The 26,771-nt window shown below is 60.7% G+C and carries 20 protein-coding genes and 2 tRNA genes; 12 read left to right on the forward strand and 10 right to left on the reverse strand.

The window, feature by feature from the left end; all coding sequences use genetic code 11:
• Positions 1 to 54: 54 nt before the first annotated feature.
• The 3 genes from pgi to pgl form a co-directional block, all read right to left on the reverse strand.
• Positions 55 to 1,683 carry a glucose-6-phosphate isomerase gene (pgi, locus tag Q9Q94_RS17810; protein ID WP_305981480.1) on the reverse strand — a complete coding sequence of 543 codons (1,629 nt, stop codon included), beginning with the start codon at positions 1,681 to 1,683 and terminating at the stop codon, positions 55 to 57.
• Positions 1,684 to 1,856: 173 nt separating this feature from the next.
• Entirely contained in the window at positions 1,857 to 2,840 is a 984-nt protein-coding gene (locus tag Q9Q94_RS17815) for a glucokinase (RefSeq protein ID WP_305981481.1), read from the reverse strand.
• Positions 2,821 to 3,504 (reverse strand): 6-phosphogluconolactonase, encoded by a 684-nt coding sequence (gene pgl, locus Q9Q94_RS17820; RefSeq protein ID WP_305981482.1) that lies wholly within the window; start codon positions 3,502 to 3,504, stop codon positions 2,821 to 2,823. Before pgl ends, Q9Q94_RS17815 begins: the two co-directional genes overlap by 20 nt.
• Positions 3,505 to 3,810: 306 nt before the next feature.
• Between pgl and edd the strand changes: the two genes are divergently transcribed.
• Positions 3,811 to 5,634 carry a phosphogluconate dehydratase gene (gene edd / locus Q9Q94_RS17825; RefSeq protein WP_305981483.1) on the forward strand — a complete coding sequence of 608 codons (1,824 nt, stop codon included), beginning with the start codon at positions 3,811 to 3,813 and terminating at the stop codon, positions 5,632 to 5,634.
• Between the two features lie 267 nt (positions 5,635 to 5,901).
• Here the strand turns inward: edd and Q9Q94_RS17830 are convergent, their stop codons facing one another.
• Complete coding sequence (locus tag Q9Q94_RS17830) at positions 5,902 to 7,083, reverse strand: helix-turn-helix domain-containing protein (RefSeq protein WP_305981484.1); 1,182 nt, start codon at positions 7,081 to 7,083, stop codon at positions 5,902 to 5,904.
• Positions 7,084 to 7,657: 574 nt separating this feature from the next.
• Between Q9Q94_RS17830 and Q9Q94_RS17835 the strand changes: the two genes are divergently transcribed.
• The gene (locus Q9Q94_RS17835; protein WP_305981485.1) at positions 7,658 to 9,178 is read left to right on the forward strand and encodes a pectinesterase family protein; all 1,521 of its coding nucleotides are present in this window, start codon (positions 7,658 to 7,660) and stop codon (positions 9,176 to 9,178) included.
• Between the two features lie 417 nt (positions 9,179 to 9,595).
• Here Q9Q94_RS17835 and Q9Q94_RS17840 read toward each other — a convergent pair whose 3' ends face one another.
• The 4 genes from Q9Q94_RS17840 to panC all read right to left on the reverse strand — a co-directional run bounded on the left by Q9Q94_RS17840 (position 9,596) and on the right by panC (position 13,969).
• The gene (locus tag Q9Q94_RS17840; RefSeq protein WP_305981486.1) at positions 9,596 to 10,375 is read right to left on the reverse strand and encodes a hypothetical protein; all 780 of its coding nucleotides are present in this window, start codon (positions 10,373 to 10,375) and stop codon (positions 9,596 to 9,598) included.
• Positions 10,372 to 11,448: a hypothetical protein gene (locus Q9Q94_RS17845; protein ID WP_305981487.1), complete on the reverse strand. Its 1,077-nt coding sequence runs from the start codon at positions 11,446 to 11,448 to the stop codon at positions 10,372 to 10,374. The genes Q9Q94_RS17840 and Q9Q94_RS17845 overlap by 4 nt, the downstream gene beginning before the upstream one ends.
• The gene (locus tag Q9Q94_RS17850; protein WP_305981488.1) at positions 11,445 to 13,010 is read right to left on the reverse strand and encodes a hypothetical protein; all 1,566 of its coding nucleotides are present in this window, start codon (positions 13,008 to 13,010) and stop codon (positions 11,445 to 11,447) included. Before Q9Q94_RS17850 ends, Q9Q94_RS17845 begins: the two co-directional genes overlap by 4 nt.
• A gap of 131 nt (positions 13,011 to 13,141) precedes the next feature.
• Positions 13,142 to 13,969, reverse strand: a complete 828-nt coding sequence (gene panC / locus Q9Q94_RS17855; protein WP_305981489.1) for a pantoate--beta-alanine ligase — start codon at positions 13,967 to 13,969, stop codon at positions 13,142 to 13,144.
• 354 nt (positions 13,970 to 14,323) lie between these two features.
• On the opposite strand from panC, the gene Q9Q94_RS17860 reads away from it, so the two are divergent.
• Positions 14,324 to 16,672: a bifunctional diguanylate cyclase/phosphodiesterase gene (locus Q9Q94_RS17860; protein ID WP_305981490.1), complete on the forward strand. Its 2,349-nt coding sequence runs from the start codon at positions 14,324 to 14,326 to the stop codon at positions 16,670 to 16,672.
• On the opposite strand, the gene Q9Q94_RS17865 is transcribed toward Q9Q94_RS17860, so the two are convergent.
• Both Q9Q94_RS17865 and Q9Q94_RS17870 read right to left on the reverse strand, forming a co-directional pair.
• The gene (locus Q9Q94_RS17865; protein WP_305981491.1) at positions 16,605 to 17,264 is read right to left on the reverse strand and encodes a LysE family translocator; all 660 of its coding nucleotides are present in this window, start codon (positions 17,262 to 17,264) and stop codon (positions 16,605 to 16,607) included. The two genes, Q9Q94_RS17860 and Q9Q94_RS17865, sit on opposite strands and share 68 nt — an antisense overlap.
• A 9-nt stretch (positions 17,265 to 17,273) precedes the next feature.
• A complete protein-coding gene (locus Q9Q94_RS17870; protein ID WP_305981492.1) occupies positions 17,274 to 18,041 on the reverse strand; it encodes an outer membrane protein assembly factor BamD in 768 nt (255 codons plus the stop codon).
• A gap of 82 nt (positions 18,042 to 18,123) precedes the next feature.
• Here Q9Q94_RS17870 and rluD point away from each other — a divergent pair, with 82 nt between their 5' ends.
• The 9 genes from rluD to Q9Q94_RS17915 all read left to right on the forward strand — a co-directional run bounded on the left by rluD (position 18,124) and on the right by Q9Q94_RS17915 (position 26,769).
• On the forward strand, positions 18,124 to 19,017 hold the full coding sequence (gene rluD / locus Q9Q94_RS17875) for a 23S rRNA pseudouridine(1911/1915/1917) synthase RluD (protein ID WP_305981493.1): 894 nt from the start codon (positions 18,124 to 18,126) through the stop codon (positions 19,015 to 19,017).
• 418 nt (positions 19,018 to 19,435) lie between these two features.
• Positions 19,436 to 21,136, forward strand: coding sequence for an alpha/beta hydrolase (locus tag Q9Q94_RS17880; protein WP_305981494.1), 1,701 nt, complete (start codon positions 19,436 to 19,438; stop codon positions 21,134 to 21,136).
• A gap of 86 nt (positions 21,137 to 21,222) precedes the next feature.
• Positions 21,223 to 21,963, forward strand: a complete 741-nt coding sequence (gene phbB, locus Q9Q94_RS17885; protein WP_305981495.1) for an acetoacetyl-CoA reductase — start codon at positions 21,223 to 21,225, stop codon at positions 21,961 to 21,963.
• Positions 21,964 to 22,064: 101 nt separating this feature from the next.
• Positions 22,065 to 22,805, forward strand: a complete 741-nt coding sequence (locus Q9Q94_RS17890) for a beta-ketoacyl-ACP reductase (RefSeq protein WP_305981502.1) — start codon at positions 22,065 to 22,067, stop codon at positions 22,803 to 22,805.
• Between the two features lie 118 nt (positions 22,806 to 22,923).
• Positions 22,924 to 23,475 carry a polyhydroxyalkanoate synthesis repressor PhaR gene (phaR, locus tag Q9Q94_RS17895; RefSeq protein WP_305981496.1) on the forward strand — a complete coding sequence of 184 codons (552 nt, stop codon included), beginning with the start codon at positions 22,924 to 22,926 and terminating at the stop codon, positions 23,473 to 23,475.
• 258 nt (positions 23,476 to 23,733) lie between these two features.
• Positions 23,734 to 25,083, forward strand: coding sequence for a 30S ribosomal protein S12 methylthiotransferase RimO (rimO, locus tag Q9Q94_RS17900; protein ID WP_305981497.1), 1,350 nt, complete (start codon positions 23,734 to 23,736; stop codon positions 25,081 to 25,083).
• 6 nt (positions 25,084 to 25,089) lie between these two features.
• Positions 25,090 to 26,502, forward strand: a complete 1,413-nt coding sequence (locus tag Q9Q94_RS17905; protein WP_305981498.1) for an FAD-binding oxidoreductase — start codon at positions 25,090 to 25,092, stop codon at positions 26,500 to 26,502.
• An 84-nt stretch (positions 26,503 to 26,586) separates the two neighbouring features.
• Positions 26,587 to 26,662 (forward strand) — tRNA-Ala (locus Q9Q94_RS17910).
• 34 nt (positions 26,663 to 26,696) lie between these two features.
• Positions 26,697 to 26,769: transfer RNA gene (locus Q9Q94_RS17915), tRNA-Glu, on the forward strand.
• Positions 26,770 to 26,771 lie beyond the last annotated feature (2 nt).

Raw genomic sequence — 26,771 nt, forward strand, 5'->3', positions numbered from 1 at the left:
GCCGGAGCGTCCTGATGCCGCACCCACGCGGAGCGTGGGTGCGATCCCCGCGTCTCACTTCCCGCCGATGTAACCCAGCAACGCCTCCGTCGAAGCGTCATATCCCGGCCCGCCCGTTCCTGTCAGCCGTTGTTCGATACCGCTGGCGAGCTGTTTGCCCAGCTCCACGCCCCATTGGTCGAAGGAGTTCAGCCCCCAGATCGAGCCTTGCACGAAGACTTTCTGTTCGTAGAGGGCGAGCAGCGCGCCGAGGCTGCGCGGTGACAGGTCGTCGAGCAGCAGGGTGTTGCTCGGGCGGTTGCCGGGGAAGGTGCGGTGCGGGATCAGGGCTGCGATTTCTTCTTCCGGGATTCCCTTGGCAGACATCTCGGCGCGCACTTCGTCGCCGGCCTTGCCTTGCATCAGCGCGGCGGACTGGGCGAGGCAGTTGGCGATCTGGCTGACGCGGTGCTCGGGCAACTGACCCGGCTGCGACAGGGCGAGGATGAAGTCCACCGGGATCACGGCGGTGCCTTGATGGATGAGCTGGAAGAAGGCGTGCTGGCCGTTGGTGCCGGGCTCGCCCCAGATCACCGGGCCGGTGGCGTAGCTGACGGCTTCGCCATCGGCGCGTACGCGCTTGCCATTGGATTCCATATCCAGCTGCTGCAGGAAGGCCGGCAGGCGGTGCAGGGTCTGGTTGTAGGGGATGACGGCGTGGGAACTGCAGCCGAGAAAATCCACGTACCAGATGCCCAGCAGGGCGAGCAGCACGGGCAGATTTTCGGCCAGCGGCGCGGTGCGGAAGTGCTGGTCCATGTCGGCGGCGCCGGCGAGGAGTTCGTCGAAGCCCTTCGCGCCGATACTCAGGATGATGGACAGGCCGATGGCGCTCCACAGCGAATAGCGCCCGCCGACCCAGTCCCAGAAGCCGAACATGTTGGTGGTGTCGATGCCGAATTCGGCGACCTTGGCCGCGTTGGTCGACACGGCTACGAAATGTTTGGCCACGGCCGCTTCGGAGCCCGCCGCCTTGACCAGCCAGGCACGCGCGCTGCGGGCGTTGGTCAGCGTTTCGACGGTGGTGAAGGTCTTGGAGGCAATGATGAAGAGCGTGCGCGCCGGGTCCAGATCGGCCAGTGCCTGCGTGAGATGCAGGCTGTCGACATTGGAGACGAAATGCAGGCGCGGGCCGCTGGCATAAGGCTTGAGCGCCTCGCAGACCATCAGCGGGCCAAGATCCGAGCCACCGATGCCGATATTGACCACATCGGTGATTGTTTCGCCGCTGAAGCCTTTCCATTCGCCGCTGCGTACGCGTTCGGCAAAGGCGTATGTTTGGGCGCGCACTGCGCGGATCCCGGGTAGTACGTCCTGGCCGTCTACCAGCACGGGCACGTTGCCCTGGGCACGCAGTGCGGTGTGCAGCACGGCGCGATGCTCGGTGGTGTTGATGCTGCAGCCCTCGAACATGGCGAACATGTGGGTGCGCAGATCGCATTCGTCTGCCAACGCGATCAGGTGGCGCAGGGTGTCATCGTTGATGCGGTTCTTCGAGTAGTCCAGCAGGATGCCGCAGGCTTTTGTGCTGAAGCGTTCGGCGCGTGCCGGATCGGCGGCAAAGAGTTCGCGCAGGTGGATGCCCTGCTGACTGTCGGCGTGTTCCGCGAGGCGTGCCCAGGCGAGCGTGGTGCTTGGATTCATGGTGTGTGCTTGTCTCGTATGGTTTCCCGCGATGATAGCCGGGGTGTATGACGCTGGCGAGAGGCGGGCGGGCCGGCGCTGTTGAGGCCTCCTGCCTGAAGAGCCGCTCCCCACCTTGCTGTGCAGCATGCCTGCCTGCAGAGGTCCGCCGTGTGCGGCTCTGCGGGCAGGGGTCAGGCGTGTGTGATGGCTTGCTCCAGCGCCACGGCGGCGCCGATCAGCGCCGGATTGCTGGCGGTGATGACATAGGTGGGCACTTGTGCCAGATAGTCCGTGAAGCGCCCTTTGGCTTCGAAGCGGGCGCGGAAATCCGACTGATCGAACCAGGTTCCCAACCGTGGCACGATGCCCCCGCCGATGAACACGCCGCCGCGCGCGCCCAGCGTCAGGGCGAGGTTGCCGGCGACGCTGCCGAGGAGCGCGCAGAAGGTGCTCAGCGTGGCGGTGCACAAGGCATCGGTACCCGCCAGCCCGGCGGTGGTGATGGCGGCACTGTCGAGGCTCTGCGCCGTCTCGCCGCGCACCTGTGCCAGCGCGCGGTAGAGGCTGATCAGGCCGGGGCCGGAGAGCACGCGTTCGGCCGAGACGTGACCATGCTCGCGCAGGAGCAGGGCGGTCAGCGCGAATTCTTCGTCGGTATGCGGCGCCAGGCTGACGTGGCCGCCTTCACCACCCAGCGGGACGTAGCCCGTGCCGGCAACGACCAGACCGGATACGCCGAGCCCGGTGCCGGGGCCGATCACGCCGATGGCGCAGCCGGGCACGCAACTGCCACGACCCGTCTGGCGTCGTTCGGCGTCGGTGAGATGCGGCAGCGACAGTGCCAGCGCGGTGAAATCGTTCACGAAGACGAGCTGCTCCAGCCCGAGGGCACGGCGCAGCGCCTCGATCGAGAATGCCCAGGGATTATTGGTCAGGCGCAGGGCATCACCGGTGATCGGGTTGGCAATGCCGACCGCACCGTTGCGCGGCGCTGGCGCACCTGTCTGCTCGCGCCAGGCGCGGATGGCCTCGAGTGGCCCGGCGTAATCGGCGCAGGCCAGACTGGCAATGTGGCTGATTGGCGCGCCGGGGGCCGCGATCAGCGCGAAGCGGGCATTGGTGCCGCCGATGTCGCCGAGCAGGCGCGGGTAGCTGTCAGCGGGTCCAGAAAACATGTTTCCTCACTCCTTCTGCGTGCAGGAAGTGACTGACCGGCAAGGCCGGTGTCGAGGTGACCATGGCCTGACCGAAAACCTGCCATTTCGTGTCGCCGGTAATGTGTAGGATCAGGCTGCGCGTGGCCAGCAGACGTGGCGCCGTGAGGGTCAGGCGTGCCGTAACGGGCGCCTTGCCCTCGGCAAACAGCAGAGGCTGGCCTGTGGTGTCGAAGAGCGCAGCATCGCGCTGCGGGCTGTCCGGGAAGATCGACGCGGTGTGGCCGTCTTCGCCCATGCCCAGCACCACCGCGTCGAACTGCTCGGGCAGCGCAGCGAGACGCTGGTTGGCGGCCTCCAGCGATTCGCCCTTGCGGTACAACGGCAGGAAATCTGCTGCGGCTGCCGCACCCTGCAGCAGATGGCTGCGTACGCTGCGGGCGTTGCTGTGCGGGCTGTCTTCTTCCACGCAGCGCTCGTCGGCCAGCAGGATGCAGACCTTGCTCCAGTTGATGTTCGCGTCGCTCAGGGCCTTGAAGAAACCCGCCGGCGTGCGCCCGCCGGAAACCACCAGGGTGGCGGTTTCGTGGGCCGCGATGCCGGCGCGCAGGCTGGCGGCCACGCAGGCTGAAAGCGCCTGATCAAGGGCGTTGGCGTGGGCAAAGGTGTGAAGTTTCAGATTCACCGGAATCGTCTCGGCAACTGTGATGCAGGCAGTGTAGCGTGCGGCGCCGGATTTGCGACACGCTACGTCCGCTCAGGCACGCGCCTGGCGGATTTTTCGGCTGCCAGCCTGAAGAGCCGCCTGTGGATTGCCTTTCCGGGCATGCTCCGCGCCAGGGGCCGTCACGCGCGGCGCTGCGGGCAGCGTGCAAGCGGCAGCCGCGGCAGTGGAAAAATCAAACCCTGTAATGGCAGCGCGCTGCTTGTGCGCAGGGCGGCATTCGACTACTTTCCAGACTCTGGTCCAACCGTTTGCAAGGCGCGCATCATGTCACTCAACCCCATCGTCGACGCGGTTACCCAACGCATCGTTTCCCGCAGCGCCGAAGGCCGCCCCCGCTATCTGGCCCGTCTGGATGCGGCCGTGCCCGGCGCACCCTATCGCGGCGCGCTCGGCTGTACCAATCTGGCCCACGGCTTCGCCGCTAGCCCGCCTGAAGACAAGCTGCGCATCAAGGCCATCAAGGCGCCGAACATCGGCATCGTCACGGCCTACAACGACATGCTCTCGGCCCACCAGCCCTATGGCGTGTATCCGGACATCATCAAGAGTGCGGCACGCGCGGCGGGCGCCACCGCCCAGGTGGCCGGCGGCGTGCCGGCCATGTGCGACGGCATCACCCAGGGGCAGGACGGCATGGACCTGTCGCTGTTCTCGCGTGACGTGATCGCCATGAGCACGGCCGTGGCGCTCTCGCACAACATGTTCGATGCCGGCCTGTGTCTGGGCATCTGCGACAAGATCGTGCCGGGCCTGGTGATGGGCGCGCTGCGCTTTGGCCACCTGCCTTTCATCTTCGTGCCTGCCGGGCCGATGCCGACCGGCATCTCCAATGATCAGAAAGCCAAGGTGCGGCAGAAATACGTGGCCGGCGAGGTTGGCAAGGATGCCTTGCTGGAGAGCGAATCCCAGTCCTACCATGCGCCGGGCACCTGCACCTTCTATGGCACGGCCAACAGCAACCAGATGATGATGGAGATGATGGGTCTGCATCTGCCGGGTGCTGCCTTCGTGCCTCCCGGCACGCCGCTGCGCGAAGCGCTGACTCGCGCAGCGACCCGACGGGCGCTGCAGATCACCTCGCAAGGTGATGCCTTCACGCCGCTCGGCCGCATGATCGACGAGCGTAGCATCGTCAACGCCATTGTCGGCCTGCTCGCCACTGGCGGCTCCACCAACCACACCATGCACCTCGTGGCGATGGCGCGCATGGCCGGCATTCTGATCGACTGGAGTGACTTCGAATCCCTGTCCAAAGTCGTGCCCCTGATTGCCCGCGTGTATCCGAATGGCGCGGCAGATGTGAACCAGTTCCACGCCGCTGGCGGCATGGCCTGGGTTGTACGCGAACTGCTCTCTGCCGGGCTGGTTCATGCCGATGTGCGCACCGTCGTCGGGCAGGGCCTTGCCGCCTACGCCCAGGCGCCGGCGCTGGATGCCAGCGGCAATCTGGTGTGGCAGGACATTCCTGCTGAAAGCGGTGATGCCAGCGTGCTCGCCACCGCCGCCCAGCCCTTCAGTGCCGATGGCGGCCTGCGTCTGCTGGCCGGCAATCTCGGCCGGGCGGTGATCAAGGTCTCCGCCGTGAAGCCCGCCCAGCGTGTGATCCGTGCGCCGGCCATTGTCTTCGAGAGTCAGGATGCATTGCTGGCGGCAGCCAAGGCCGGCGAACTCGAGCGCGATTTCATCGCCGTGCTGCGCTTCCAGGGGCCGCAAGCCATCGGCATGCCGGAGCTGCACCAGCTCACCCCCACGCTTGCCAACCTGCAGGACAAGGGCTTCCGCGTTGCGCTGGTGACTGACGGGCGCATGTCCGGAGCCTCCGGCAAGATCCCGGCGGCGATCCACGTCACCCCCGAAGCCCTGGCCGGCGGCCCGATTGCCCGGGTGCAGGACGGCGACATGATCGAACTCGATGCCGAAGCCGGCATCCTGCGCGTGGAAAGTCGCGAAACCAATTTCGACGCGCGCAGCCCCGCCGTGTTCAACGGCAGCGGTCAGTTCGGCATGGGCCGCGAGCTCTTCGGCGTGCTGCGAAAATCCGTCAGCGGCGCCGAACAGGGCGCCACGGTGTTCAGCTTCGAAGAGTAAGAGCCTGAAGAGGCGCGTGGGGCGGGCTTCTCTGGCGGGGAGTGCTGGAGAGGCCCGTTGCGTGCGGTTCCAGGGGGTGGGTGCCTGAAGAACGAGGCTGCGTGCGGCTCTTGATGATCCGGCGCGGACGGTCGGGAAAATGAAAAGCGGGCGTTCAGGTGTAGGGCGGGTTAGGCGCAGCCGTAACCCGCGCGGAACAGGCAAATCCTGCCAGAGCGAACGGGTTGTCAGCGCGGGTCAATGACCCGCCCTACATGGCTTTCCGGGTTACGGCCTTTCGTAGCGCGCAAGCAAAGCTTGACCACGCATTTCTTTAAGTTCAGGCACGTCAAGACACACCTGCTCTCCTGTTGTTTCCAGCAATTGCTCTGACTGTTGTGGCTCGGCGAGTTCACCGGCGAGGATACGGAAGTTCAGTTGTAGTTTTCCGGGGCCTGAAGGCACGATGGCTAGAGTGTCTGATGACCTCCCTTCCTCGCCGGGAAGCAATGATCCAAATCGAACGTTACAGATGGGGTACTCGCCGCTTTCGTCGATACCAAGGAGGGCATCCCGCTGATCAAGCAGCTCTGGCAAGCTACGTACTCCCGTCAGGGCATCCCATGTTTCGCTCGGCTCACTTGGAATATCTTCGCCGGCCATCATGCGGAAAGACTGCCCATCAAGCGGCTTTACCGAAACTTCCAGCTTTGCGTTCGACAACGGCGTCTGAGAGCTATTTATTAATGTGAATTTCATTTCGATGAGAGCGGCTTTCATACTCACATACTCGGCATACTCCCGCCAAAAGTCCTCATTGTCGTATCGCCGAACGCTAAGCGCGAACTCATACGGACCGGGCCGCTCGCTGGGCGGACTTTTATAGTCAGCTAGCTTCTTAGGGAAACTCAGATACTTCAATGCGACATTTCGCGGCAAAGGCTCATTGTCTGGCGTGAGCACAGACAGGTTTAACAGCACCTGCCCTCGTCCGGAGTCAGCTAACGTCATTTCTGAAACTTCTGTGAGTGCGGCCTCATCAGTGCTACTGCCGCGACGGACATACGCAATATGCCGCCTCAGGCCGCCATAGTCCTTTGTAAGAGAGAAAGGGCGTTTTTGCTTTGGAATTACGATTATTCCGACTGTTTTTCCTTCATACAGATGCTCTTCATAGCGGAACATCAACTTCGGCTCTACTTTGCTGTTAACGAACTGTTGCAGCCTGGAGTCATCAACGCTTTCTGAGATGCCAACCACTTCTGCTGGGTGCGGACGATTATCTTTGAACCCGAGCAGAATGTAGCCTGTTCCATCTCTCCATGCGTTGGCTATAGCCAAGATATCCTTCAGCATCTCGGCTTTTTGAGGATCGCTTCCATTAGCGAAGGGATACTGCTCACGCTTAAAGTCCAAATCGACGCCTTCGCTTTTATAACGAAGCACGTTCAGAAGTTCGCTATTCACCATCTCTACGTCCTCGACGGTTTAGATGCTTTGCATTAAAGCCCGCTACGGGGCTCAACTCGGAAGGCGGGTAATATCGTTAAGCAGTCCGTCATGAATGCGGTGTCGCTCTACTCCTAAGCCCCTACCAGTGTCCGCTTTTGGCTTGGCTCAACGACTGTCCGCTCCTGGCCGAAAGCTTCCAGAACGACAGAACAGCTCCAATCATCCGGCATGCTCCGCAGGGCGTCAATCGCCTGAAAGGCATGGCGCTGGAGGTGGGGCGGGAAAGGCGCTCCGGCTCGAATTCCCGCAGAGGTTCATCGGCGCTCACGCATGCCCGGCTGCCTCCTGCATCAATCTCGACGGACCTCCCTGATTTGATTCGCGCCTGCCCCCTTTGATTCACAGGTCTCCGGAGTCGTGGCTTGTTCGGGCCGTGTGGGGGTGTGCGGTGTTCGTGGCGCCCTGACAACCGGTATTGGCCTTTCGTATGGCGTTGGTCTAAGTTGATGGGGTCCTGTGCTACTTCATGGCAGGTGCTGACACGGTACGCGGCAATCTCGCCGCCAAGCCGGAACCCTCAGGAGACAAACCAATGAATCAGAAAATGATGGCGCTCGGGCTGCTTGCCGCCTTGCTGGCGGGCGGTGCGCAGGCGGCCAACCGGCCGGCGGGCTATGTGACGATCTGCACCGAGGGCAAAACCTGCTCGGTTGCCAGTGCGACGAATGTCGCCTTCGGCCGTGCCGACAAGTTTTTCTACAAGACGCTTACGGGCAGCTTCGCGTGCAGCGAAGCGACCTTTGGCGGGCGTATTGCAGGCGGTGTGAATGAATGCTCGGCGGGGTCTTCCTCAGGTAGCTCGTCGAGCTCTTCCTCGTCATCCAGCAGCAGTTCATCAAGTTCATCCAGCTCGTCGAGCTCTTCAAGCTCCTCCAGCAGCAGTTCCAGTTCGTCGTCGAGCAGCTCTTCATCGAGTTCGAGCAGTTCGTCTTCGGGCGGCTGGCCGGCTAGCACAGCGACGCGCCCGCAGCTCTCGGATAGCGTGGCCGCGCAATACGATGTTGCCCAGTTTCTCGCTGCCAGCGGCACCGTTGGCAGCCTCGTGACGGACAACTGGAACCCGCGCAGCACGGTCATCAACACGCCGGCCACGCCGGATTATCTGGTCGCAAAAAGTGGCGCCAGCTATTCCAGCGTTCAGGCCGCCATCACCGCCGCGACGCTGGCAGGCAAGACTACGCGGCAGTACATCAAGGTGATGCCCGGCACGTATAACGAACTGGTGATCGTGCCCAAAGGGCTTCTGGTCACGCTCTACGGCGGGGGCTCCGATCCGAAGGAAACCGTGATTGCGCTTGCCACAGGGGCCAAGCAGACCGGCGCGCAATTCGCCGCGCTGGCCAATCCGGGCAGTGCCGTCTTCACCAGCAGCACGCCCAGCTCGATCAAGGCCACCTACGATGCCTGTGCCACGAAAAGCGGCGCGATCGGCACGACCTGCTCGTCGATGTTCGTTGTGAATGCGGATAACTTCGAGGCCATCAACCTGACGATCCAGAACACCTGGAGCGAATCCGTGAATGGGGAAACCCAGGCGGTCGCGCTGATGGTGGTAGGCGACCGGGCCTTGTTTTACAAAACCCGCCTGATCGCCAATCAGGACACGCTCTACGTGAAGTCGACCGCAGCAAATGTGGTGGCACGCAGCTACTTCGCCAGCAGCTATATCGAGGGCGATACCGATTTCATCTTCGGGCGCGGTACCGCGGTGTTCGACAAGAGCACGATCTATTTCACCCGTGTGCGCAAGAACAGCAGCACCATCGGCGCGCCCAGCACCTATGGCACGCATCCCTATGGTTTCCTGTTCACCGGCTGCACGTTTGCGGTTGATGCGGGCGCGGCAACGGTTTCGCTGGCACGCCAGTGGCCGGAGTCGTCGAGCGCGGGCGTCACCATCGGCAAGATGATCGTGCGCGAATCCTACCTGGGCGCGGAGATCAAGAACCCACCCTGGGCCGACTGGAGCAGCAGCAACCCCGTGCAATATGGCACGGCAGCCAGGCCCTATCTGGGCGAATACCACAATACCGGGCCGGGTGCGGCGAAGTAGGCTGCACGTTCAACAACAAAAAAGACGCTGAGGCGTCTTTTTTGTTGGGTGTCTGCAGAGCCGCTCCCTGCCTTGTTCTTCGGCATGCCGTGCCCGGAATGCCCGTCCCGTGCGGCAGAGCAGGGCGTCATCTTTAAATGCCCCTGCAGCTCAACGCTCTTAGAGGATGTTCATGATCTTGCTGCGAGGCCGTTATCAGGGCTCATGCGCTGCTCTTCACTCTGCTGACTGCCTCTCGCTACAGATCGTGAACCGCCTCTTATTGATCCGGCCTGGTGAAGTTTGAAGTCCGTTCGGCCCGAGTGCGCCCGCAGGGCGTGTATCGAGGGCGGGGCTAAGCCTCGATACAGCCGGCTTTGCCGGCCACTCGGCACGAACGGTTTTGGAGGCGCAAAGTTCAAACAAAATCGGGCCGGATCAATATTGCGGCCCATGCCGCCAGGTCACGGCCCAGGCATACAGCGCGGTGACGGCGAGGATGTCGAAGGCGGGGCCGAAGACGAGGAACAGGGTGGGCATGGCGAGATTGCTGGCGGCCTGGATGAGCAGGGCGTGGGCGAGGAGTTTGATCGGCAGGGCGGCGATCAGGTAGGTGGCGATCAGCAGGGTGGCGAGGATGCGGCGCTCGTTGCTGCGCTCGACGATGTAGTGGGTGCAGGCCATGACGGCGGGCAGCAGCAGGAGCAGGCCCTGGGTGAAAATGCTCAGGGTGCGGGTGTGGTCCTCCACGCTGTAGGCCAGGCCGTCGGGCAGGGCGAGGCTGAACAGTACGCATGCGCCATGGAAGACGGCGAGCAGGCGCAGCGGGGCGCGGAAAGGGGCGTGCAGATAGCCGGCGAGGAGGTAGAGCAGGCCCGCGCCGGTCATGTGCGAGGCGAGGTCGGCGAGGTTGGGTGGTGTCAGCGGCAGGCTGATGGCGGCAGCCTCCAGATTGCTCCAGGCCGGCACGATGATGGTGCTGGTGATCAGCCGGGCATCTTCCAGGGCGAGGTTGGTGATGAGCTGACCTAGGCTGTGATTCCAGAAGCGGTAGATCAGCGGAAGCAGGTGCCAGAGCAGGGCACTGAGGCTGCTGACAATGAGCAGGGCGCCGAGGAATTGGGCCAGACGCCCGTGCAGCAGGTGCTGATGGCGCTGATAAAGGCTGCGCGGTGGTGGGGCGGTGGCGATGACCTGGATGGTTTCTTCGGTGTTCATGCGGGGCTCCGCTCATCAAGTACTTCGCCCCGGCGCAGAGCCCAGACGCTGCCATGGGCGATGCAGCCTTCGCTGATCAGCAGGGTGTCGGCGGCGAGTGTCGAGGGGTGAGCAGGCGAGCCGATTTCGCAGCAACGGCCCAGCTGGACTTCGCTGCGGGAATACACCGGTCCGTTGATCTGGCAGCCGGGGCCGATGCTGATCGGACCGTCGGCGTAGGCGGCGCCTTCGACGATGACGTTCTGGCCGATGACGATGGATTTGTCGGCACGCAGGTCACCGATGATGCGGCAGCCATCGCCAATGACCAGCCGGCCGGAGACGAGCAGGTCAGCCTTGACGGTGTGGCCGGCGGGGATCTTCAGGTTGCGACCGTTGCCGGGTTGGCCGTTGCTGCGCTGTGGCGGGTCGAAGCGGGCAACCGTATCGAGCTGATGCGGCCGCTGGGCATCTTCAGGCAGGCGGCCAAAGACGATGCGCGGGGCGAGCAGCTGCTCGAACTGGACGCGGCGGGCCAGCGCGATTTCCTGCGCGGCGCTGGCCCAGCCCTTGAGCTGGCCGGCTTCGGCGACATCCAGACGACGCTCGGTGCGGACCCAGCGGGTGACCCGGGCGCGGCGGCCAATGGCGATGTCGCGCTGCGACAGGGCACTCTTGACCAGCGCGTTGTGAGCGACGTTGATGCGCCCTTCGGCGAAGATCTCGCGGTCACAGATCAATTCCCCCGGGATGTCGAGGTGGCCGGCGGCGAGTACGAGGCTGCGCAGGCGGCGTGAGCCGGGGGGCAACTGTTCGGCGAGATGATTGGAGACCCCGAGTACGATGAAGGGACGGCCGTTTTCGTTGGCGCCGCGAATCGGGCCGCTGTCGCGCGCCAGATGCAGCAGGTGGGAAAACTGCTCGCGCACCATGCGGCGGAATTCGTCGACACGCGCGGGCGCCTCGGGCAATTGCTCGAGCGGGGTGGCGCGCGGGGTGCCGCGTGACAGGGTGCGCAGCAGCGGCAGCACGGGCAGCAGCAGGCACAGGACAGCGAGTCCGGCGAAGCTGAGCAGGAACTGATCCGGAGTCATGTGGAGGCTCCGGCTTTTGCTTCGAGGATGGCGGGGGGCTGATGGGCAGGGGGCGCTGGACGTTCCAGACGGGCACACAGCAGAACGCGCAGACCATCGACCAGACGATCGACAAAGCTGAAGCTGGACAAGGGCAGCAGCCGGATTTCGGTGCGTATGCCGGCCATGCGCGCGGCCGCCGCCATGCTGAAGGCGGGGCCGGGATGCCCGTGCGGATCGAAGCTGGTGGCGGCGCAGAGGGCCATGGCGAGGCCGGCGCTGAGCGGGGCGCCGACGAAATACAGGGCGATGCCACAGAGCAGGCTGGCCAGCCAGATCAACGGCAGGGCGGCCGAGAAGAAGGCCGCGCCACCTTGCAAGCGGGCTCCCAGCGGGATGCGAGGGTTCAGCAGCAGGGACGCCATGCGCATGCTCTGCCAGGCTATCGAGATGCGCATGCGTGGCGATTTGATCAGGTCGGGCGAGTCTTCGGCGCCACAATGCACGATCTCGCCGAGCAGGCGTGATTGCCAGCCCATGCGGGTGAGACCGAGAACGATGCCGGCGCCGTCCGGGGCGTGCTGCAGGTCCGGGGTGTCGAGACTCTTGACGGCCTGGCGACGCAGTGCCCGGATGCGGGCCTTGCCGCACAGCAGCAGACTCAGCGCGTCACTTTGCGTGGCGATCAGGGTGTCGGCCTGATCGCCGAGGAGTGCCAGGCGGGCGCCCAGTGCGCTTTCGGTCTGGGCGGGGATGGCACGGCTGAGCACTGCGCCGATGGCGGGATCAAGCAGCGGGGTAACGGATTGGCGCAGCCAGGCTTGTGGCAGGGGAGCTTCCTGATCAAGCACGATCAGCGCGCTGCCAATCGAGGTGGCGACCGCGGCATGCAGGGCACTGGCCAGGGTGGTGTTGCGCCCGCCCATCATCGGCAGCGGGTGCACGCGTTCCGGAAAGGCCTGGGTGAGACGGGCCACGGCGCTGATGACTTCGGCATCGGCCGGGTCGAACATGGGAACGAAATGGATGCGCTCGACGGGGTAGTCGAAGAAGCAGCACTGCAGGGCGTCAAGCTGACGACTCTGGGCGGCGGCATCGCCGCGCGCCGGGATGAGGATGGAAATCGTGGGCCAGGGGGCGTGCTCCATGGCGATGCTGCGGGGCGGGCGGCGCACGCGCACCCGCATGACGCGACTCCATTCGCGCAGCAGGTGCAGGCCGAGCAGCAGGGCGGTCAGCAGCCACAGGGCGCGCAGGCCGGTTTCAAGATAAGCGCGCAGGCCTGTGGCTGGAACCGGGCTGCTCGATGCGGGGGGGGCGACCGCTGACGGCGGCTCATTGATGAGCGCGTAAGGCTGCAGCGTGGGTTGCTCGGCGAGTGGTATGGCCGGGCTGAGAGCCAGCGGGGCGTCGTCTTCGACCAGATCGAACTGAATCAGTGGCAAGGGAGCATCGGGATCTGTTGCATGCAGCAGCGGATCGAGATTCAGGATTTTTTCTTCACGTGGCGCAGCCAGCCCCTGGCTGGATGCAAAAAGCATGGCAGCGGTGAAGCAGATGAGGCGGATTGGCTGAGTCGGCATGCTCGTCGTTTTTGGTTCGCCCTGATCCTTGCGACACCTGCCTTGTGTCTCCCCCCGGCAAGATGCCTCCCGGGCCGATTCTAGCCCGGAATGCCGATGTTGCGGCGGACGTTGTGCCGCCGCAACGTGGCTCAGCCGACTTCCAGATTGTCGATCAGGCGGGTTGTGCCCAGGCGGGCAGCCGCCAGTACGACCAGCGCAGCGTCATCCTGCGGGACCTGCAGGTCGTGACGCTGGCGGATGGTGATGTAGTCAGGCTGCCAGCCGTGTGCGGCAAGGCTATGCATGGCTTCCTGCTCGATGGCAGAAAAATCCCGGCGACCGGCGGTGATTGCGGCGGCCACTTTCTGCAATGTGGCGTAAAGACGCGGGGCTTCAGTGCGCTGCTCGACGCTCAGATAGCCGTTGCGCGAGGACAGGGCGAGGCCGTCGGCGGCGCGCATGATGTCGCAGCCGATGATCTCGATCGGCATGTTCAGTTCCTGCACCATGCTGCGGATCACCATCAGCTGCTGGTAATCCTTCTTGCCGAACAGGGCGACTTGCGGCTGGACGATGTTGAAGAGTTTGGTGACAACGGTGGCTACGCCCTGAAAGTGCCCCGGGCGCAGTGCGCCTTCGAGAAGGTTGTCGTGGGCGCTGGCCGGCAGTACGAAATAGTGCTGCGGCACCGGGTAGAGCTCGGCTTCGGCAGGAGCGAAGAGGTGGTCAACGCCTGCCGCTTCAAGTTGTTCGCAATCAGCCTGAAAGGTGCGTGGATAACTGTCGAAATCTTCGTTGGGTCCGAACTGTATGCGGTTGACGAAGATGCTGCTGACCACGGTATCGGCGTGGACGCGGGCGGCCTGCATCAGGCTGATGTGGCCGGCGTGAAGATTGCCCATGGTCGGGGCGAAGGCGGTGCAGCGGGCATCCGCAAGGGCGGTACGCAAGCTGGCAATGGTGGTATGGATCTGCATTGAATCGGCCGGGAAACGGAGCGAGGTCGCGAGCATGCACCAAGCGCGGGCGCTAGGCAAACCTCCCCATGTTGAGGGCCCGGCTGGAGAGCCGCATGGGGCGGCGCTGTGCACGTAGCCTGCTGGCACAGGCAAGTCCAGTGCGGGATTCCAGACATGCCCCGAATGGCGCTGCCCCGACGGGCAAAGTCAGATGAATGGAACTTCCATCGGGCAAAAGCAGGCGTCCGGCTCCGGGCTTGTCGACTAAACATCAGGTTAGGCCAAGCTGTACTGCATCCATAGTACTTGTGCCGCTCTCGGTGCCCCATGCCGGAAGTGGTCGAACCCTGTTCCGCCTTGATGGAGTTCTTCATGCATCGAGTCCGGCGATTTTTCGACTCCGTATCCGTGCGCCACGCGTTGCAGGTGGTGGTGGCGTATTTCGTCATTTCGGTGCTGTGGCTTGGCCTGTCGGATCGGGTTCTTTCCGGACTGATTGATGATCAGGAGTTGCTGAGTCATGCGCAAGCCTGGAAGGGCTGGTTTTTCGTTCTGGCTACGACGGGCTGGCTGTTCTGGGTGTTATGGCGCAGCCGCACACGCATCGAGCGGATTCTGGATGGTTTGCGAGCCAGCGAATTGCGTTTCCGGTCGCTCTTCGAGCGCATCCCGGCGATTGCGGTGCAGGGCTATACGACTGAACGGCGGGTGATCTTCTGGAATGCGGCCAGCGAACGGCTGTACGGTTTTCCCGAGCGTCAGGCGCTGGGGCATCTGCTTGAAGATCTGATCATCCCGCCGGAAATGCGTGAAGGAGTGAAGGCGGCCATGCTTGACTGGGTCAGGCATGGTGTGGCGATCCCGCCTGGCGAGCTGTTCCTGATGCGCAGGGATGGTTCGCGGGTGCCAGTGTATTCAAGCCATGTGATGCTGGAAAATGCGCTGGGCGAAAAGGAAATGTATTGTCTGGACGTGGACCTGTCGGCGCTGAAACAGGCCGAAGCCAAGGTGCGTCTGTCAGAGGCTGTGTTCAATGATTCTGCCGAAGGCATCATGGTGACCGATGCCGATAACCGCATTGTTTCGGTCAACGATGCTTTTTGCCGGATTACCGGGTACACGCAGGATGAGGTGATGGGCAAAACGCCCAACATGTTCAGTTCCGGTCGGCACAGTTATGCCTTCTATGCAGGGATGTGGCGCAATCTGCTGGAGAACGGGCGCTGGCATGGTGACATTCTGAATCGCAAGAAAAACGGTGAGGTATTTCCGGCCTGGCTGGCGATCAGTGCGGTCGAGGATGATGCGGGCAACATCTCACACTTTGTGGCCATCCTGTCGGACTATTCGGAAAAGCGCGCTTTCGAGGAACGACTTGAATATGTGGCCAACCACGATGCGCTGACCGGGCTGCCCAACCGAGCCCTGCTCCAGGATCGTGCCGAGCGGGCCATTACAAGAGCTGCGCGGGATGGTAGCCGCGTGGCTATGGTGATGGTGGATCTCGACCACTTCAAGGTGATCAATGATTCACTCGGGCATGCTACGGGAGACCGCCTGCTGCTGGCCGTGGTCGAGCGCCTGAGGGCGTGCCTTGCGGAGACGGATACGTTCTGTCGCCAGGGGGGAGATGAATTCATCCTGCTGATCCCCGAGGATGTGGCGACTGAACAGCTGGGTGGCAAGCTTCAACGCATGCTGACTGAACTGGCCCGGCCTTTTGAACTGGAAGGACGTGGTCTGATCGTGACCGCGTCAATGGGCGTGGCGCTGTATCCGGTGGATGCGGGCAATGTGGACGATCTGTTGCTCAAGGCTGAAACGGCGATGTATCACGCCAAGGGGGCCGGGCGGAATGCCTTCCGCTTCTTTGCCGAGCAGATGAATGCCGATGCGCATGAACGCTTTGCCTTGCAGACGCGTTTGAGCGGTGCCGTGGAGCGCAATGAATTGTTGCTGCACTATCAGCCGCAGGTGGATCTGCGCACGCGTCGCATCACCGGAGCCGAGGCGCTGGTGCGCTGGCGCGACAGCGAACTTGGATTGGTCGCTCCGGCGCGCTTCATTCCGGTCGCCGAGGAGAGCGGACTGATCATTCCGATCGGCGAATGGGTGCTGCGCGAAGCTTGCCGGCAAGCGCAGGCCTGGCGACAAGGCGGTTTGCCGGACATGTTGATTGCGGTAAACATGTCGGCTCTGCAGTTCAAACGCAGTGATCCTGTCGAGACCGTGCGCCAGGTTCTTGAGGAAACCGGGTTGCCGGGTTACTGCCTGGAGCTGGAGCTGACCGAATCCATTCTCGTGGAAGATGCCAATGCGATTCTGGAGACCTTGAAACGTCTCAAACATCTTGGTGTGCAGCTGGCGATTGATGATTTCGGAACGGGGTATTCCAGCCTAGCCTATTTGAAGCGGTTTCCGATAGACAAGCTCAAGATCGACAAATCATTCGTGCGTGATGTGGTCGAGGATGCGGATGAGGCTGCAATCGTGCATACCATTATCCAGCTGGGCAAGAACCTGAAAATGACGACTCTGGCTGAGGGGGTTGAAACCGAAGCGCAGCTGGCTTTCCTGCGGGTAGAGGGATGCCGTGAGGCTCAGGGTTTTCTGTTCAGTCGGCCACTCGGTTCGGATGACTTCTACCGTTATTTCAAGCAGGCCGAGCTGGCGGGGGCGCCACGCCATCCGTCAGTATTAGGCGGAGTGCCAGTGCCATGAAAAGCAGGCCGGTAGCGCCCTGCAGCAAGGGAAGCGCGCGCGGGCTGCGTTTGAGCCAGCTGCCGATCCCGCCAGCACTGGCTGCCAGCATGCAGAACACCAGAGCCGAGATCAGGGTGAACAGGATTCCGAGTACGCCCAATTGCTGGGGAAGGCCCCAGCTTCCGGATTGCACGAACTGGGGCAGGAAAGCCAGGAAGAACAGTGCCACCTTTGGATTGATGGCGTTTGCGATCAGGCCACGCTTGAAATGTGGGAGGAAGTGGCCGTCATTTTCAGTGTTTGACTGCTCTTTGGCGTTTCGCCCCAAACTCTGACGCAATGATTGCCAGCCGATCCAGACCAGATAAGCTGCACCTGCCCATTGCAGGGTCTTGAAGGCCATGGGCGAGGCGGCGATCAGTGCGGATACGCCCAGTACGGCAAGCAGGGTGTGATTCAGGCAGCCTGCTGCACAGCCGAGTGCAAAACCGAAGCTGGCACGACGCCCGGCAGATAGTCCAAGGGCAAGAACCCCCAGATTGTCAGGTCCGGGGGCAATGGCCAGCAGCAGTGCTGTAGGAATGAACAGCAGGAACTGGGCGCTGTTCATGAACCGATTCTATTTCTGGGCAAGAAAGCGGCTTTGCGGATAGTTCTGGCGAAGCACCCGCTCGGTGTCAGTGCGCAGGGTCTCCAGCTTGAGTTCTTTGTAACTCTGGATCATCAGTGCCAGGGCTTCCTCCACGGAGCTGGAGGTGCTGTATTTCACGACGACGGCCTGAGCCCGATTGGCTGCAGCAAGGGGGGCGCGGCGTTTGAGGTAGTAACGGGCAGCGTTCAGCTCATGCGTGGCGAGCGCTTCCAGAAGGGTCTGCATGTGGATGCGGGAGTCTTCTGCGTACTTGCTCTGGGGGTAACGCGTCACGATGATCTTGAAGGTCTCGAAGGCGTTGCTGGTGGCCTTGGCATCACGATCAGACAGTGGCTGTTGTGGCAGGAAATTGAACCATTCCTCACTCTTTGCATTTTCGTAGGCCAGCCCCTTGAGGTAGTAGGCGTAGTCAACGTTGGGATGATTGGGGTGAGTCCGGATGAAACGATCACAATCGGCAATCGTGGCTTCGTTTTCTTTCAGGCGATAATGCGCGTATGCCGTGTCCAGTTGAGCTTGCTGAGCATGGCGGCCATAAGGAAAACGGGCCTCCAGCTGTTCGTAAGTAGCAATGGCTGACTCGTAGGAGCCTGAATCGAGCTGTTCCTTGGCTTCGGCATAAGCGCTTTGCGGATCCTTGGCGGTGGAGCCGGGTTTGGGGGGCGTGTAGCCGCATGCTGCAAGGGCGCACAGGGCGAAAACAACCGGTAGACTACGCAAGGTGGACTTGAACATTCCGACACCATCCGAAAGCAATGACGACGATTATAGCGGAAGCCCCGCGGGGGACCGTCGCATTCTCAGTGTTCCATACGAAATGGCGGGTCAGCGTCTTGACGCCGGACTTGCCATACTGATCCCCGAGTACTCGCGCAGCCGCTTGCAGGGCTGGATCCGGGCTGGCCTGGTGCAGATAGACGAGCTCGTCCGGAATGATCCGAAGAGCCGTCTGCGTGGAGGCGAGAGCCTTCTGGTCGAGATCGAACCAGATCCTGCAATGTTGGCGGATGCGCCTGAAGACATTCCCCTGAGCGTGGTTTTCGAGGATGCGCATATCCTTGTTCTGAACAAACCTGCCGGGCTGGTTGTGCACCCCGGAAGTGGCAATTGGACAGGGACGCTGCTGAACGCCTTGCTGGCGCATGCGCCCCATCTGGCCGAGGTGCCGCGTGCTGGCATTGTGCATCGGCTGGATAAGGAAACCTCGGGGCTGATGGTTGTAGCCAAGACCATTCCCGCGCAGACAGATCTGGTCCGCCAACTGCAGGCGAGGACCGTGAAGCGTCACTATGCTGCCGTGGTGATGGGCTATCCACCTGTCAGCGGAACGGTGGATGAGCCGATTGACCGCCATCCGACCCAGCGCACGAAGATGGCGGTGGTGCGGGGAGGGCGCGAGGCACGGACGCACTTCCGTCTGGTCGAACGTCTGCAGGGTGCGAGCTGGATCGAGTGCGTTCTCGACACGGGCCGTACGCATCAGATCCGCGTGCATATGGCGCATATCGGCCATCCATTGGTGGGCGATCCGGTTTATGGCGGGCGCAAGAGCTTGCCGTTACCGGCGGGTGACTTTCCGCGTCAGGCGTTGCATGCGTTCCAGTTGGGGCTGAAGCATCCTGCTACGGGGGAAGAAATGCTATGGCGAGTGTCCCTGGCTGCGGATATCGAACAACTCATGGAGCGTCTGCGCAGCCGCGGATCGGAGTGAGCCAAGCCTACTCCTCTGCCTGCGGGGGCTCATCTGAAGTGCTTGCAGGGCCTTTGAGGCGGGATGCGGCACGGCGCCGACGTTCCGGGGTCCCCATCAGCCAGAGAATCAGGCCAAGAGGCAGAATCCCCCAGAAGGCAAAAGACAGCAGCGCGGCAATCACCGACGCCTGACTGGTCGCAATGACCAGTGCTACAAACAACCAGGCGATTACGACAATGTACATAGGGGCAATGGCTTGACGCCTATTTTGTGCGCAGCAACAATGGCCGCGAGGCCTGCATTGTGTGGCGAGGCCTTGTCTGGCCGCAAGTCTGGCGGATCTCACCAACTGAGTGGGGAGTGCCGGAATGACCAACCCCGGGAGATCTGTTGAATGTTGACACCTGAACAATCGCAGGCTGCAGTCGAAGGCTGGATGCGCGCCAGTCAGAATTTCATGCAAGGCTTTCTGGGGCATATTGCCCAGACGCAGTCCGCCACTCCTGAAGGGCTTTCTTCCTTTGTCAGTTTGCCGCAGATGCCGGGCCTGGATAACGAGAAAATGGCCCTGTTGCATCGCGAGCATGCCGAGATGCACGCCCGGCTGTGGGGAACTCTGGCACAACGTCAGCCGGGCGACGCAACCGAGCCGATCATCGCTCCGCCTGTAGGAGATCGCCGTTTTACTGCTCCGGAATGGACTTCAAGCCCGGTGCATGACTACGTGCGCCAAGCCTATCTGATCAATGCCCGGTTTTTGAGCGCGGTGGCGGAAGAGTTGCCCATTACGGATCGTGTAGCCAAGAGTCGTATCCAGTTCATGATGCGTCAATACATTGATGCGCTGGCGCCATCCAACTTTGCTGCGACCAATCCGGAGGTTGTCCAGAAAGCACTGGAAACCAAAGGAGAAAGTCTGACTCAGGGCTTGTTGAATCTGATTGCTGATGTTGAAAAAGGCCGGATTTCGATGACCGATGATTCGGCTTTCGAGGTCGGCGGCAATTTGGCAACAACCGCAGGTGGCGTGGTCTTCGAGAATGAAGTCATGCAACTGATCCAGTACTCTCCCCTCACCGAGAAAGTCTGTAAACGACCGCTGCTCATCGTGCCGCCTTGTATCAACAAGTATTACATCCTCGATTTGCAGCCTGAAAATTCGTTTGTTCGTTATGCCGTGGAGCAGGGGATAACGGTCTTTCTGGTGTCATGGCGCAATCCCAAAACCGAGCAAGGGCATCTGGGCTGGGATGACTATCTTGGCGACGGAGTTCTGCAGGCTTTGCAGCTTGTGCGTGAGATTACCAAGGTTGAAAAACCCAATGTTCTGGGATTCTGCATCGGCGGAACCCTGTTGGCTTCGGCCCTCGCTGTGGCATATGCACGTGGCGAAGATCCGGTTGAAAGTGTGACGTTCCTCACCGCGCTGCTGGATTTCTCCGAGACGGGTGATATTTCCTGTTTTGTGGATGAGACCGCCGTTGCTTCAAAGGAAGCCACTGTCGGCAGAGGCGGGTTGATGGCCGGGCGCGAGTTGTCTCAGGTTTTTTCGAGCTTGCGGCCGAATGACCTGATCTGGAATTACGTGGTTGATAACTATCTGAAAGGCAACAAGCCTCCAGTGTTCGACCTGCTCTACTGGAACTCTGACAGCACCAATCTGCCAGGGCCTTTTGCTGCGTACTATCTGCGCAATACCTACCTGGAAAATAACCTGCGTGTACCGGGCAAGCTGAATATGCTTGGGGAATCAATTGATCTTGGCCGGGTTACGGCGTCAGCCTATTTTGTTGCCACAAGGGAAGATCATATCGTGCCGTGGCGAACATCTTTTCTGGGGCGGCGTCTGATCGGCGGGGAGTCCACCTTTGTTCTGGGGGCCAGTGGGCATATTGCCGGGGTTGTGAATCCTGCGTCAAAAAACAAACGCAGCTACTGGACGAATTCTCTGCCCAGCGCCACCTCGGATGAGTGGCTGGTCAGTGCTGTGGAGCATCGTGGTAGCTGGTGGCCCAACTGGATTGACTGGCTCAAGGCGAGAAGCGGAGATCTGATTGCTGCTCGTAGCAAGCTGGGGTCGCGTGAGTACAAAGTGAGCGAACCCGCCCCCGGTCGTTACGTGAAGGAGCGAGCCTGAATTGTGGTGCAGAGGCCGGCGTCGATTCCCGGAGATACCGGTGCCTTCAAAATATCCGGGGAATTCCCGATGAAGGAGATTTCTGAATGAGTCATGTGGCACTTGTAACAGGCGGCATGGGTGGATTGGGCGAGGCCATCTGCATCAAGTTGGCAGCTCTCGGCTACAGGGTGGTGACAACCTACTCTCCGTCAAATGGTTCGGCGCAGGAGTGGCTGACCAAGATGCATCACTTGGGCTACGGATTCATGGGAGTCCCTTGTGATGTGACGGATTTTGATTCCTGCAAGTCGTGTGTATCTCAAGTGGAGCAGGAGGCGGGACCGGTTGATGTGCTGGTTAACAATGCCGGCATCACTCGCGACATGACTTTCAGAAAAATGACCAAGGCTGACTGGGATGCCGTGCTGCATACCAATCTTGACTCCATTTTCAATATGACCAAGCAGGTCATGGAAGGAATGACTGCACGCAAGTGGGGGCGCGTGATCAACGTGTCTTCGGTCAATGGACAGAAAGGCGCTTTTGGCCAGACAAATTACTCGGCGGCCAAGGCTGGAATGCATGGGTTCACCAAGGCCTTGGCGCTTGAGGTGGCAAAGCATGGTGTGACCGTGAATACGATTTCACCCGGCTATATCGGGACACGGATGGTGACGTCAATTCCCAACGAGATTCTCGAATCAAAAATCCTGCCGCAAATCCCGGTGAGCCGCTTGGGAAAACCGGAGGAGGTGGCCGGTCTGGTGGCTTATCTTGCGTCGGATGAAGCCGCATTTCTGACAGGCGCGAATATCTCCATTAACGGGGGGCAACACATGTACTGATGGTGTGTCGGCATGCCCGGCTCGCGGGCGTGCCGCACAAAGTGCCTGTCTCGTCTCCCCCGCGAGGCTGGCGTCGAAGTTGCTCAAGTGAGGTGCTGAAAATGGCTAAAAACGTGGCTTTGGTAACAGGCGGCATGGGTGGTTTGGGCACGGCGATCTGCAAGTCTCTGGCCGATGATGGCTGGACTGTTGTTGCAAACTGTTTGCCAGATTTTCCTCCGGCAACTGAATGGCTCGCCAAGACCAAGGAAGAGGGCTACAGCTTTTTCATGGCGGAAGCCGATGTAACCGATTTCGACCAATGCGCGTCCATGGTCAAGAAAATCGAAGCAGAGATTGGTCAGATAGATGTGCTGATCAATAACGCAGGCATTACTCGTGATGCAATGTTCCGCAAAATGGGCAAGGATCAGTGGGACGCCGTGATGTCGACCAACCTTGACTCCGTGTTCAATATTACTCATCCGATCCTGCCGCTGATGGCTGAGCGCGGATTTGGCCGCGTGGTCAATATTTCATCCGTCAACGGGGTCAAGGGGCAGTTTGGTCAGGCTAATTACTCTGCGGCCAAAGCCGGCATCCTCGGTATTACCAAAGCGCTGGCGCAGGAGGTTGCCAAGAAAGGCGTGACCGTTAATGCGGTGGCGCCAGGCTATATCGGTACGGATATGGTCATGGCCATCAAGGAGGAGGTACGGGAGCAGATCATCTCGACCATCCCGGTCGGGCGGCTTGGAACACCCAAGGAGATTGGTGATCTGTGCGCCTATCTGGCTTCTGACAAGGCAGGCTTCATTACCGGAGCGACCATCAACATCAATGGCGGCCTGCACATGTGCTGAGGAAGTGGTGTGTGTGCCGAAGACAGCCTCGCACATCAATGCGGGGCTGTTTTTTTGCGCGCTGCTATAATCCGACGGCAGCACCAGCCTACATCATAACTATCTGGGGACATGCAACATGGCCGAAGCAACCCGATTGATCAAGAAGTATCCGAATCGCCGTTTGTACGATACGGCCTCCAGTTGTTACATCACACTGGCTGACGTACGCGATCTGGTTCTGGGGCAAGAGGTCTTTCAGGTGGTTGACGCCAAGACTGGCGATGACATTACCCGCAGCATCCTGTTGCAGATCATTCTGGAGGAAGAGAATGGCGGGGCGCCCATGTTTACCAGTGACCTGCTGGCGCAGATGATCCGGTTTTACGGTAACGCAATGCAGGGATTCATGGGGCGCTATCTGGAAAACAATATTACGGCATTCAGCGACATGCAGGCCAAACTGCAGGAGCAAACCAAAAGCCTGTATGGTGAAAACAGCCCGATGAGCAAGGATATGTGGACCCAGTTCCTGAATTTTCAGGGGCCTGCCATGCAGGGCATGATGGGAACCTATATGGAGCAGAGCAAGCGCATGTTTGCCCAGATGCAGGAACAGATCAACAGTCAGACTCGCAGCATGTTTACCGGCTTCCCGTTCCCGGGGAGTGATGAGGCAGACAAAAAATAGTATTGCTTTTGCGAAAAGTGGAAGACGGCGCCAAGTGGCGCCGTTTTTATGCAACGTACCAAGGGCTGAGCGGACCAGGTGATTGAATAACCCAGGGGCGCGTAAGCGGGCGATATGGGCTGGATTGCTGCATTAGCCAGAGGGCTGGGTTGCTGGATTTGAAAGCCGGGCTGGGAATTTGGGGCCTGCTAGAATGAGCAGGACAGAGAAAGGGCGTGGTCATTCGGCTACGCCTTGTGTTTTTGCAAGGTTGAACTCATGAGTAAAAATAGTATTCCCCGCGTGGGTTTTGTCAGTCTTGGGTGTCCGAAGGCGGCAAGTGACGCTGAAAGCATTCTCACCCGTTTGCGTGCCGAGGGCTACGAAGTCGCTTCGCAATACGCAGGGGCTGATCTGGTTGTCGTGAACACCTGCGGGTTCATTGACGCCGCAGTGGAAGAGTCTCTGGACGCAATCGGTGAGGCGCTCAACGAGAACGGCAAGGTTATTGTGACCGGTTGTCTTGGTGCGAAAAAGGATGGCGCCGGACGTGGCATTGTCGAGCAGGTACATCCAAAAGTGCTGGCGGTTACCGGGCCGCATGCAACCGAAGAGGTCATGACTGCGGTGCATCAGTATCTGCCCAAACCGCATGATCCCTTCACCGACCTTGTTCCGCCGCAAGGCATTCGTCTGACGCCAGATCACTATGCATACCTGAAGATTTCAGAAGGGTGCAATCATCGTTGCAGCTTCTGCATTATCCCCTCCCTGCGCGGCGATCTTGTTTCCCGGCCGATTCACGATGTCTTGCGCGAAGCTGAAACGCTGGTCAATGCTGGCGTCAACGAGTTGCTGGTGATCTCGCAGGACACCAGCGCTTACGGGGTTGATGTGAAATACCGTACAGGCTTTGTGAATGGTCGTCCGGTCAAAACCAAGTTGTACGATCTGTGCAGGGAGCTATCAGAACTGGATGTGTGGGTGCGCTTGCATTATGTCTATCCCTATCCAAGCGTCGACGACATCATTCCGCTGATGGCAGAGGGCAAGATCCTGCCGTATCTGGATGTACCTTTCCAGCACGCCAATCCGCGCATTCTCAAAATGATGAAGCGCCCGGCGAGTGCCGAGAACAATCTGGAGCGGATCCGTCGCTGGCGTGAAATCTGTCCGGATATCACGATCCGCAGTACCTTCATTACAGGATTCCCCGGTGAAACCGAGCAGGAGTTCGAGGAATTGCTCGAGTTTCTTGATGAAGCCAAGCTTGATCGTGTTGGTGCATTTGCTTATTCGCCGGTCGAAGGTGCCAGTGCCAATGCCCTGCCGGATCCTGTTCCTGATGAGGTGCGCGAAGAGCGCAAGCGTCGCCTGATGGAGTTTCAGGAGGATATTTCGACGCAGCGACTGGAGGCCAAGATCGGGCGCGAGATTGTGGTGCTGGTTGACGATATCGACGAGGAAGAGGGAGCCATCTGTCGTTCTGAAGGTGATGCCCCGGAAATTGACGGGCTCGTCATCGTGCCGGATGGCCATGAAATGGAGATCGGCAAGTTCTATCAGGTGCGCGTTACGGACTGTGATGTGCACGATCTTTACGCTGAGCCGATTTACTCTGACGAGTAAGTGCATATGAAGCAGGTCTTGATCGATCGGCTGCGCGGTATCGTAGGGGAGGGTCATGTTCTGGCCTCCAGTGAGGCGTGTGTTGCCTACGAAGAAGACTGGCGCGGACGCTACAAAGGACGGGCCTTGTGCGTGGTCCGTCCTGGCTCAACCGAGGAGGTGTCTGCCGTAGTCCGAGCTTGTGCAGAGGCCGGTGTGGCGATGGTGCCGCAAGGTGGAAATACTGGTCTGGTTGGAGGGGGCGTTCCGCATGAGTGCTGTGATGAGGTGGTGATCTCGCTGCAGCGTCTCCAGCAGATCCGAGCCATAGATCCTGGCAATGACACCATCACCGTCGAGGCGGGGTGCACGCTGGCAGCGGTTCAGGCGACAGCGGAAGAGCATTCGCGCCTGTTTCCCCTGTCGCTTGCGTCAGAGGGGACTTGCCAGATTGGTGGCAATCTAGCCAGTAATGCGGGCGGTGTTCAGGTTCTGCGCTACGGCAATGCGCGTGAATTGACGCTCGGGCTGGAGGTTGTGCTGCCGAACGGGGATGTCTGGAATGGTTTGCGCGGCCTGCGCAAGGACAATACCGGGTATGACCTCAAGCAATTGTTCATCGGTTCGGAGGGGACGCTCGGAATCATTACTGCAGCAGTGTTGAAGCTCTTTCCTTTGCCGACCCAGCGTGCCGTGGCTTGGGTAGGGCTGCCGGAAGCCGATGCGGCGATTTCCTTGTTGGCCCTGCTGCGCCAGGGCGCGGGATCTCGCGTAACGGCGTTCGAGATAGTTTGCTCGGTGGCGCATGAACTGGTGCTGCAGAAATTTCCCGACGCCAGACGCCCTCTGAGGGGAAGTGCTCCTTGGTATGCGTTGATCGAACTGACGGATAGCGGGGATGGCGCCGGGCTGAATGTCTTGCTTGAAGCCATCATGGAACGTGCTTTTGAGGCCTCTCTGATCTCCGATGCTGTCTTGGCGAGCAGCGAAGCGCAAGCGCAGGCCTTGTGGATGTTGCGCGAGAACATTTCAGAGGCTCAGAAAAAGGATGGGGTCAGCATCAAGCACGATGTTTCGGTGCCGGTGAGCCTGATTCCTGAGTTTCTGCGCCGGTCAGACGCGGCCTTGCAGGAGCGGTTTCCGGGGGTGCGGATTGTTGCTTTCGGACATGCCGGGGATGGCAATCTGCATTACAACCCGTCCATGCCGGAGGCTCTGGCCAATGCGGCCTTCGTGGCACGCACGCCAGAGGTCAACCGGATCGTGCATGACATCGTTGCGAGTCTTGGCGGTTCGATCTCCGCCGAGCATGGACTGGGGCAACTCAAGCGTGAAGAGATCAAACGCTACAAGTCACCTGTCGAGCTTGAGATGATGCGCAGCGTCAAGCAGGCATTTGATCCGGCGGGTTTGATGAACCCCGGCAAGCTTCTTGGCTGAAAGTAAGGCCCGACATCAAAAAAATGCGTTTTCTGTCTTGACGAACCTGATAACGATGTCTAAAATTCGGCTTCTTCGCTGGACGGGGGTATAGCTCAGCTGGGAGAGCGCTTGCATGGCATGCAAGAGGTCATCGGTTCGATCCCGTTTACCTCCACCACTCTCGCGAAGAATGCAGTAAAAAGTTGTACCAGGTCCCCATCGTCTAGAGGCCTAGGACACCGCCCTTTCACGGCGATAACCGGGGTTCGAATCCCCGTGGGGACGCC

This window comes from Uliginosibacterium sp. 31-16, assembly GCF_030730865.1.
In the GTDB taxonomy this organism is placed as follows: Bacteria; Pseudomonadota; Gammaproteobacteria; order Burkholderiales; family Rhodocyclaceae; genus Uliginosibacterium.

Excerpts from the sequence above, each read along its gene's own strand:
- Q9Q94_RS17865 (WP_305981491.1), bottom strand. The coding sequence starts at position 17,264 with ATGAACAGCGCCCAGTTCCTGCTGTTCATTCCTACAGCACTGCTGCTG.
- Q9Q94_RS17870 (WP_305981492.1), bottom strand. The coding sequence starts at position 18,041 with ATGTTCAAGTCCACCTTGCGTAGTCTACCGGTTGTTTTCGCCCTGTGC.
- Q9Q94_RS17835 (WP_305981485.1), top strand. The coding sequence starts at position 7,658 with ATGAATCAGAAAATGATGGCGCTCGGGCTGCTTGCCGCCTTGCTGGCG.
- Q9Q94_RS17840 (WP_305981486.1), bottom strand. The coding sequence starts at position 10,375 with ATGAACACCGAAGAAACCATCCAGGTCATCGCCACCGCCCCACCACCG.
- Q9Q94_RS17850 (WP_305981488.1), bottom strand. The coding sequence starts at position 13,010 with ATGCCGACTCAGCCAATCCGCCTCATCTGCTTCACCGCTGCCATGCTT.
- edd (WP_305981483.1), top strand. The coding sequence starts at position 3,811 with ATGTCACTCAACCCCATCGTCGACGCGGTTACCCAACGCATCGTTTCC.
- Q9Q94_RS17880 (WP_305981494.1), top strand. The coding sequence starts at position 19,436 with ATGCGCGCCAGTCAGAATTTCATGCAAGGCTTTCTGGGGCATATTGCC.
- pgi (WP_305981480.1), bottom strand. The coding sequence starts at position 1,683 with ATGAATCCAAGCACCACGCTCGCCTGGGCACGCCTCGCGGAACACGCC.
- phaR (WP_305981496.1), top strand. The coding sequence starts at position 22,924 with ATGGCCGAAGCAACCCGATTGATCAAGAAGTATCCGAATCGCCGTTTG.
- panC (WP_305981489.1), bottom strand. The coding sequence starts at position 13,969 with ATGCAGATCCATACCACCATTGCCAGCTTGCGTACCGCCCTTGCGGAT.
- Q9Q94_RS17890 (WP_305981502.1), top strand. The coding sequence starts at position 22,065 with ATGGCTAAAAACGTGGCTTTGGTAACAGGCGGCATGGGTGGTTTGGGC.
- rimO (WP_305981497.1), top strand. The coding sequence starts at position 23,734 with ATGAGTAAAAATAGTATTCCCCGCGTGGGTTTTGTCAGTCTTGGGTGT.
- Q9Q94_RS17905 (WP_305981498.1), top strand. The coding sequence starts at position 25,090 with ATGAAGCAGGTCTTGATCGATCGGCTGCGCGGTATCGTAGGGGAGGGT.
- Q9Q94_RS17815 (WP_305981481.1), bottom strand. The coding sequence starts at position 2,840 with ATGTTTTCTGGACCCGCTGACAGCTACCCGCGCCTGCTCGGCGACATC.
- Q9Q94_RS17845 (WP_305981487.1), bottom strand. The coding sequence starts at position 11,448 with ATGACTCCGGATCAGTTCCTGCTCAGCTTCGCCGGACTCGCTGTCCTG.
- rluD (WP_305981493.1), top strand. The coding sequence starts at position 18,124 with ATGGCGGGTCAGCGTCTTGACGCCGGACTTGCCATACTGATCCCCGAG.
- phbB (WP_305981495.1), top strand. The coding sequence starts at position 21,223 with ATGAGTCATGTGGCACTTGTAACAGGCGGCATGGGTGGATTGGGCGAG.
- Q9Q94_RS17830 (WP_305981484.1), bottom strand. The coding sequence starts at position 7,083 with ATGGTGAATAGCGAACTTCTGAACGTGCTTCGTTATAAAAGCGAAGGC.
- Q9Q94_RS17860 (WP_305981490.1), top strand. The coding sequence starts at position 14,324 with ATGCATCGAGTCCGGCGATTTTTCGACTCCGTATCCGTGCGCCACGCG.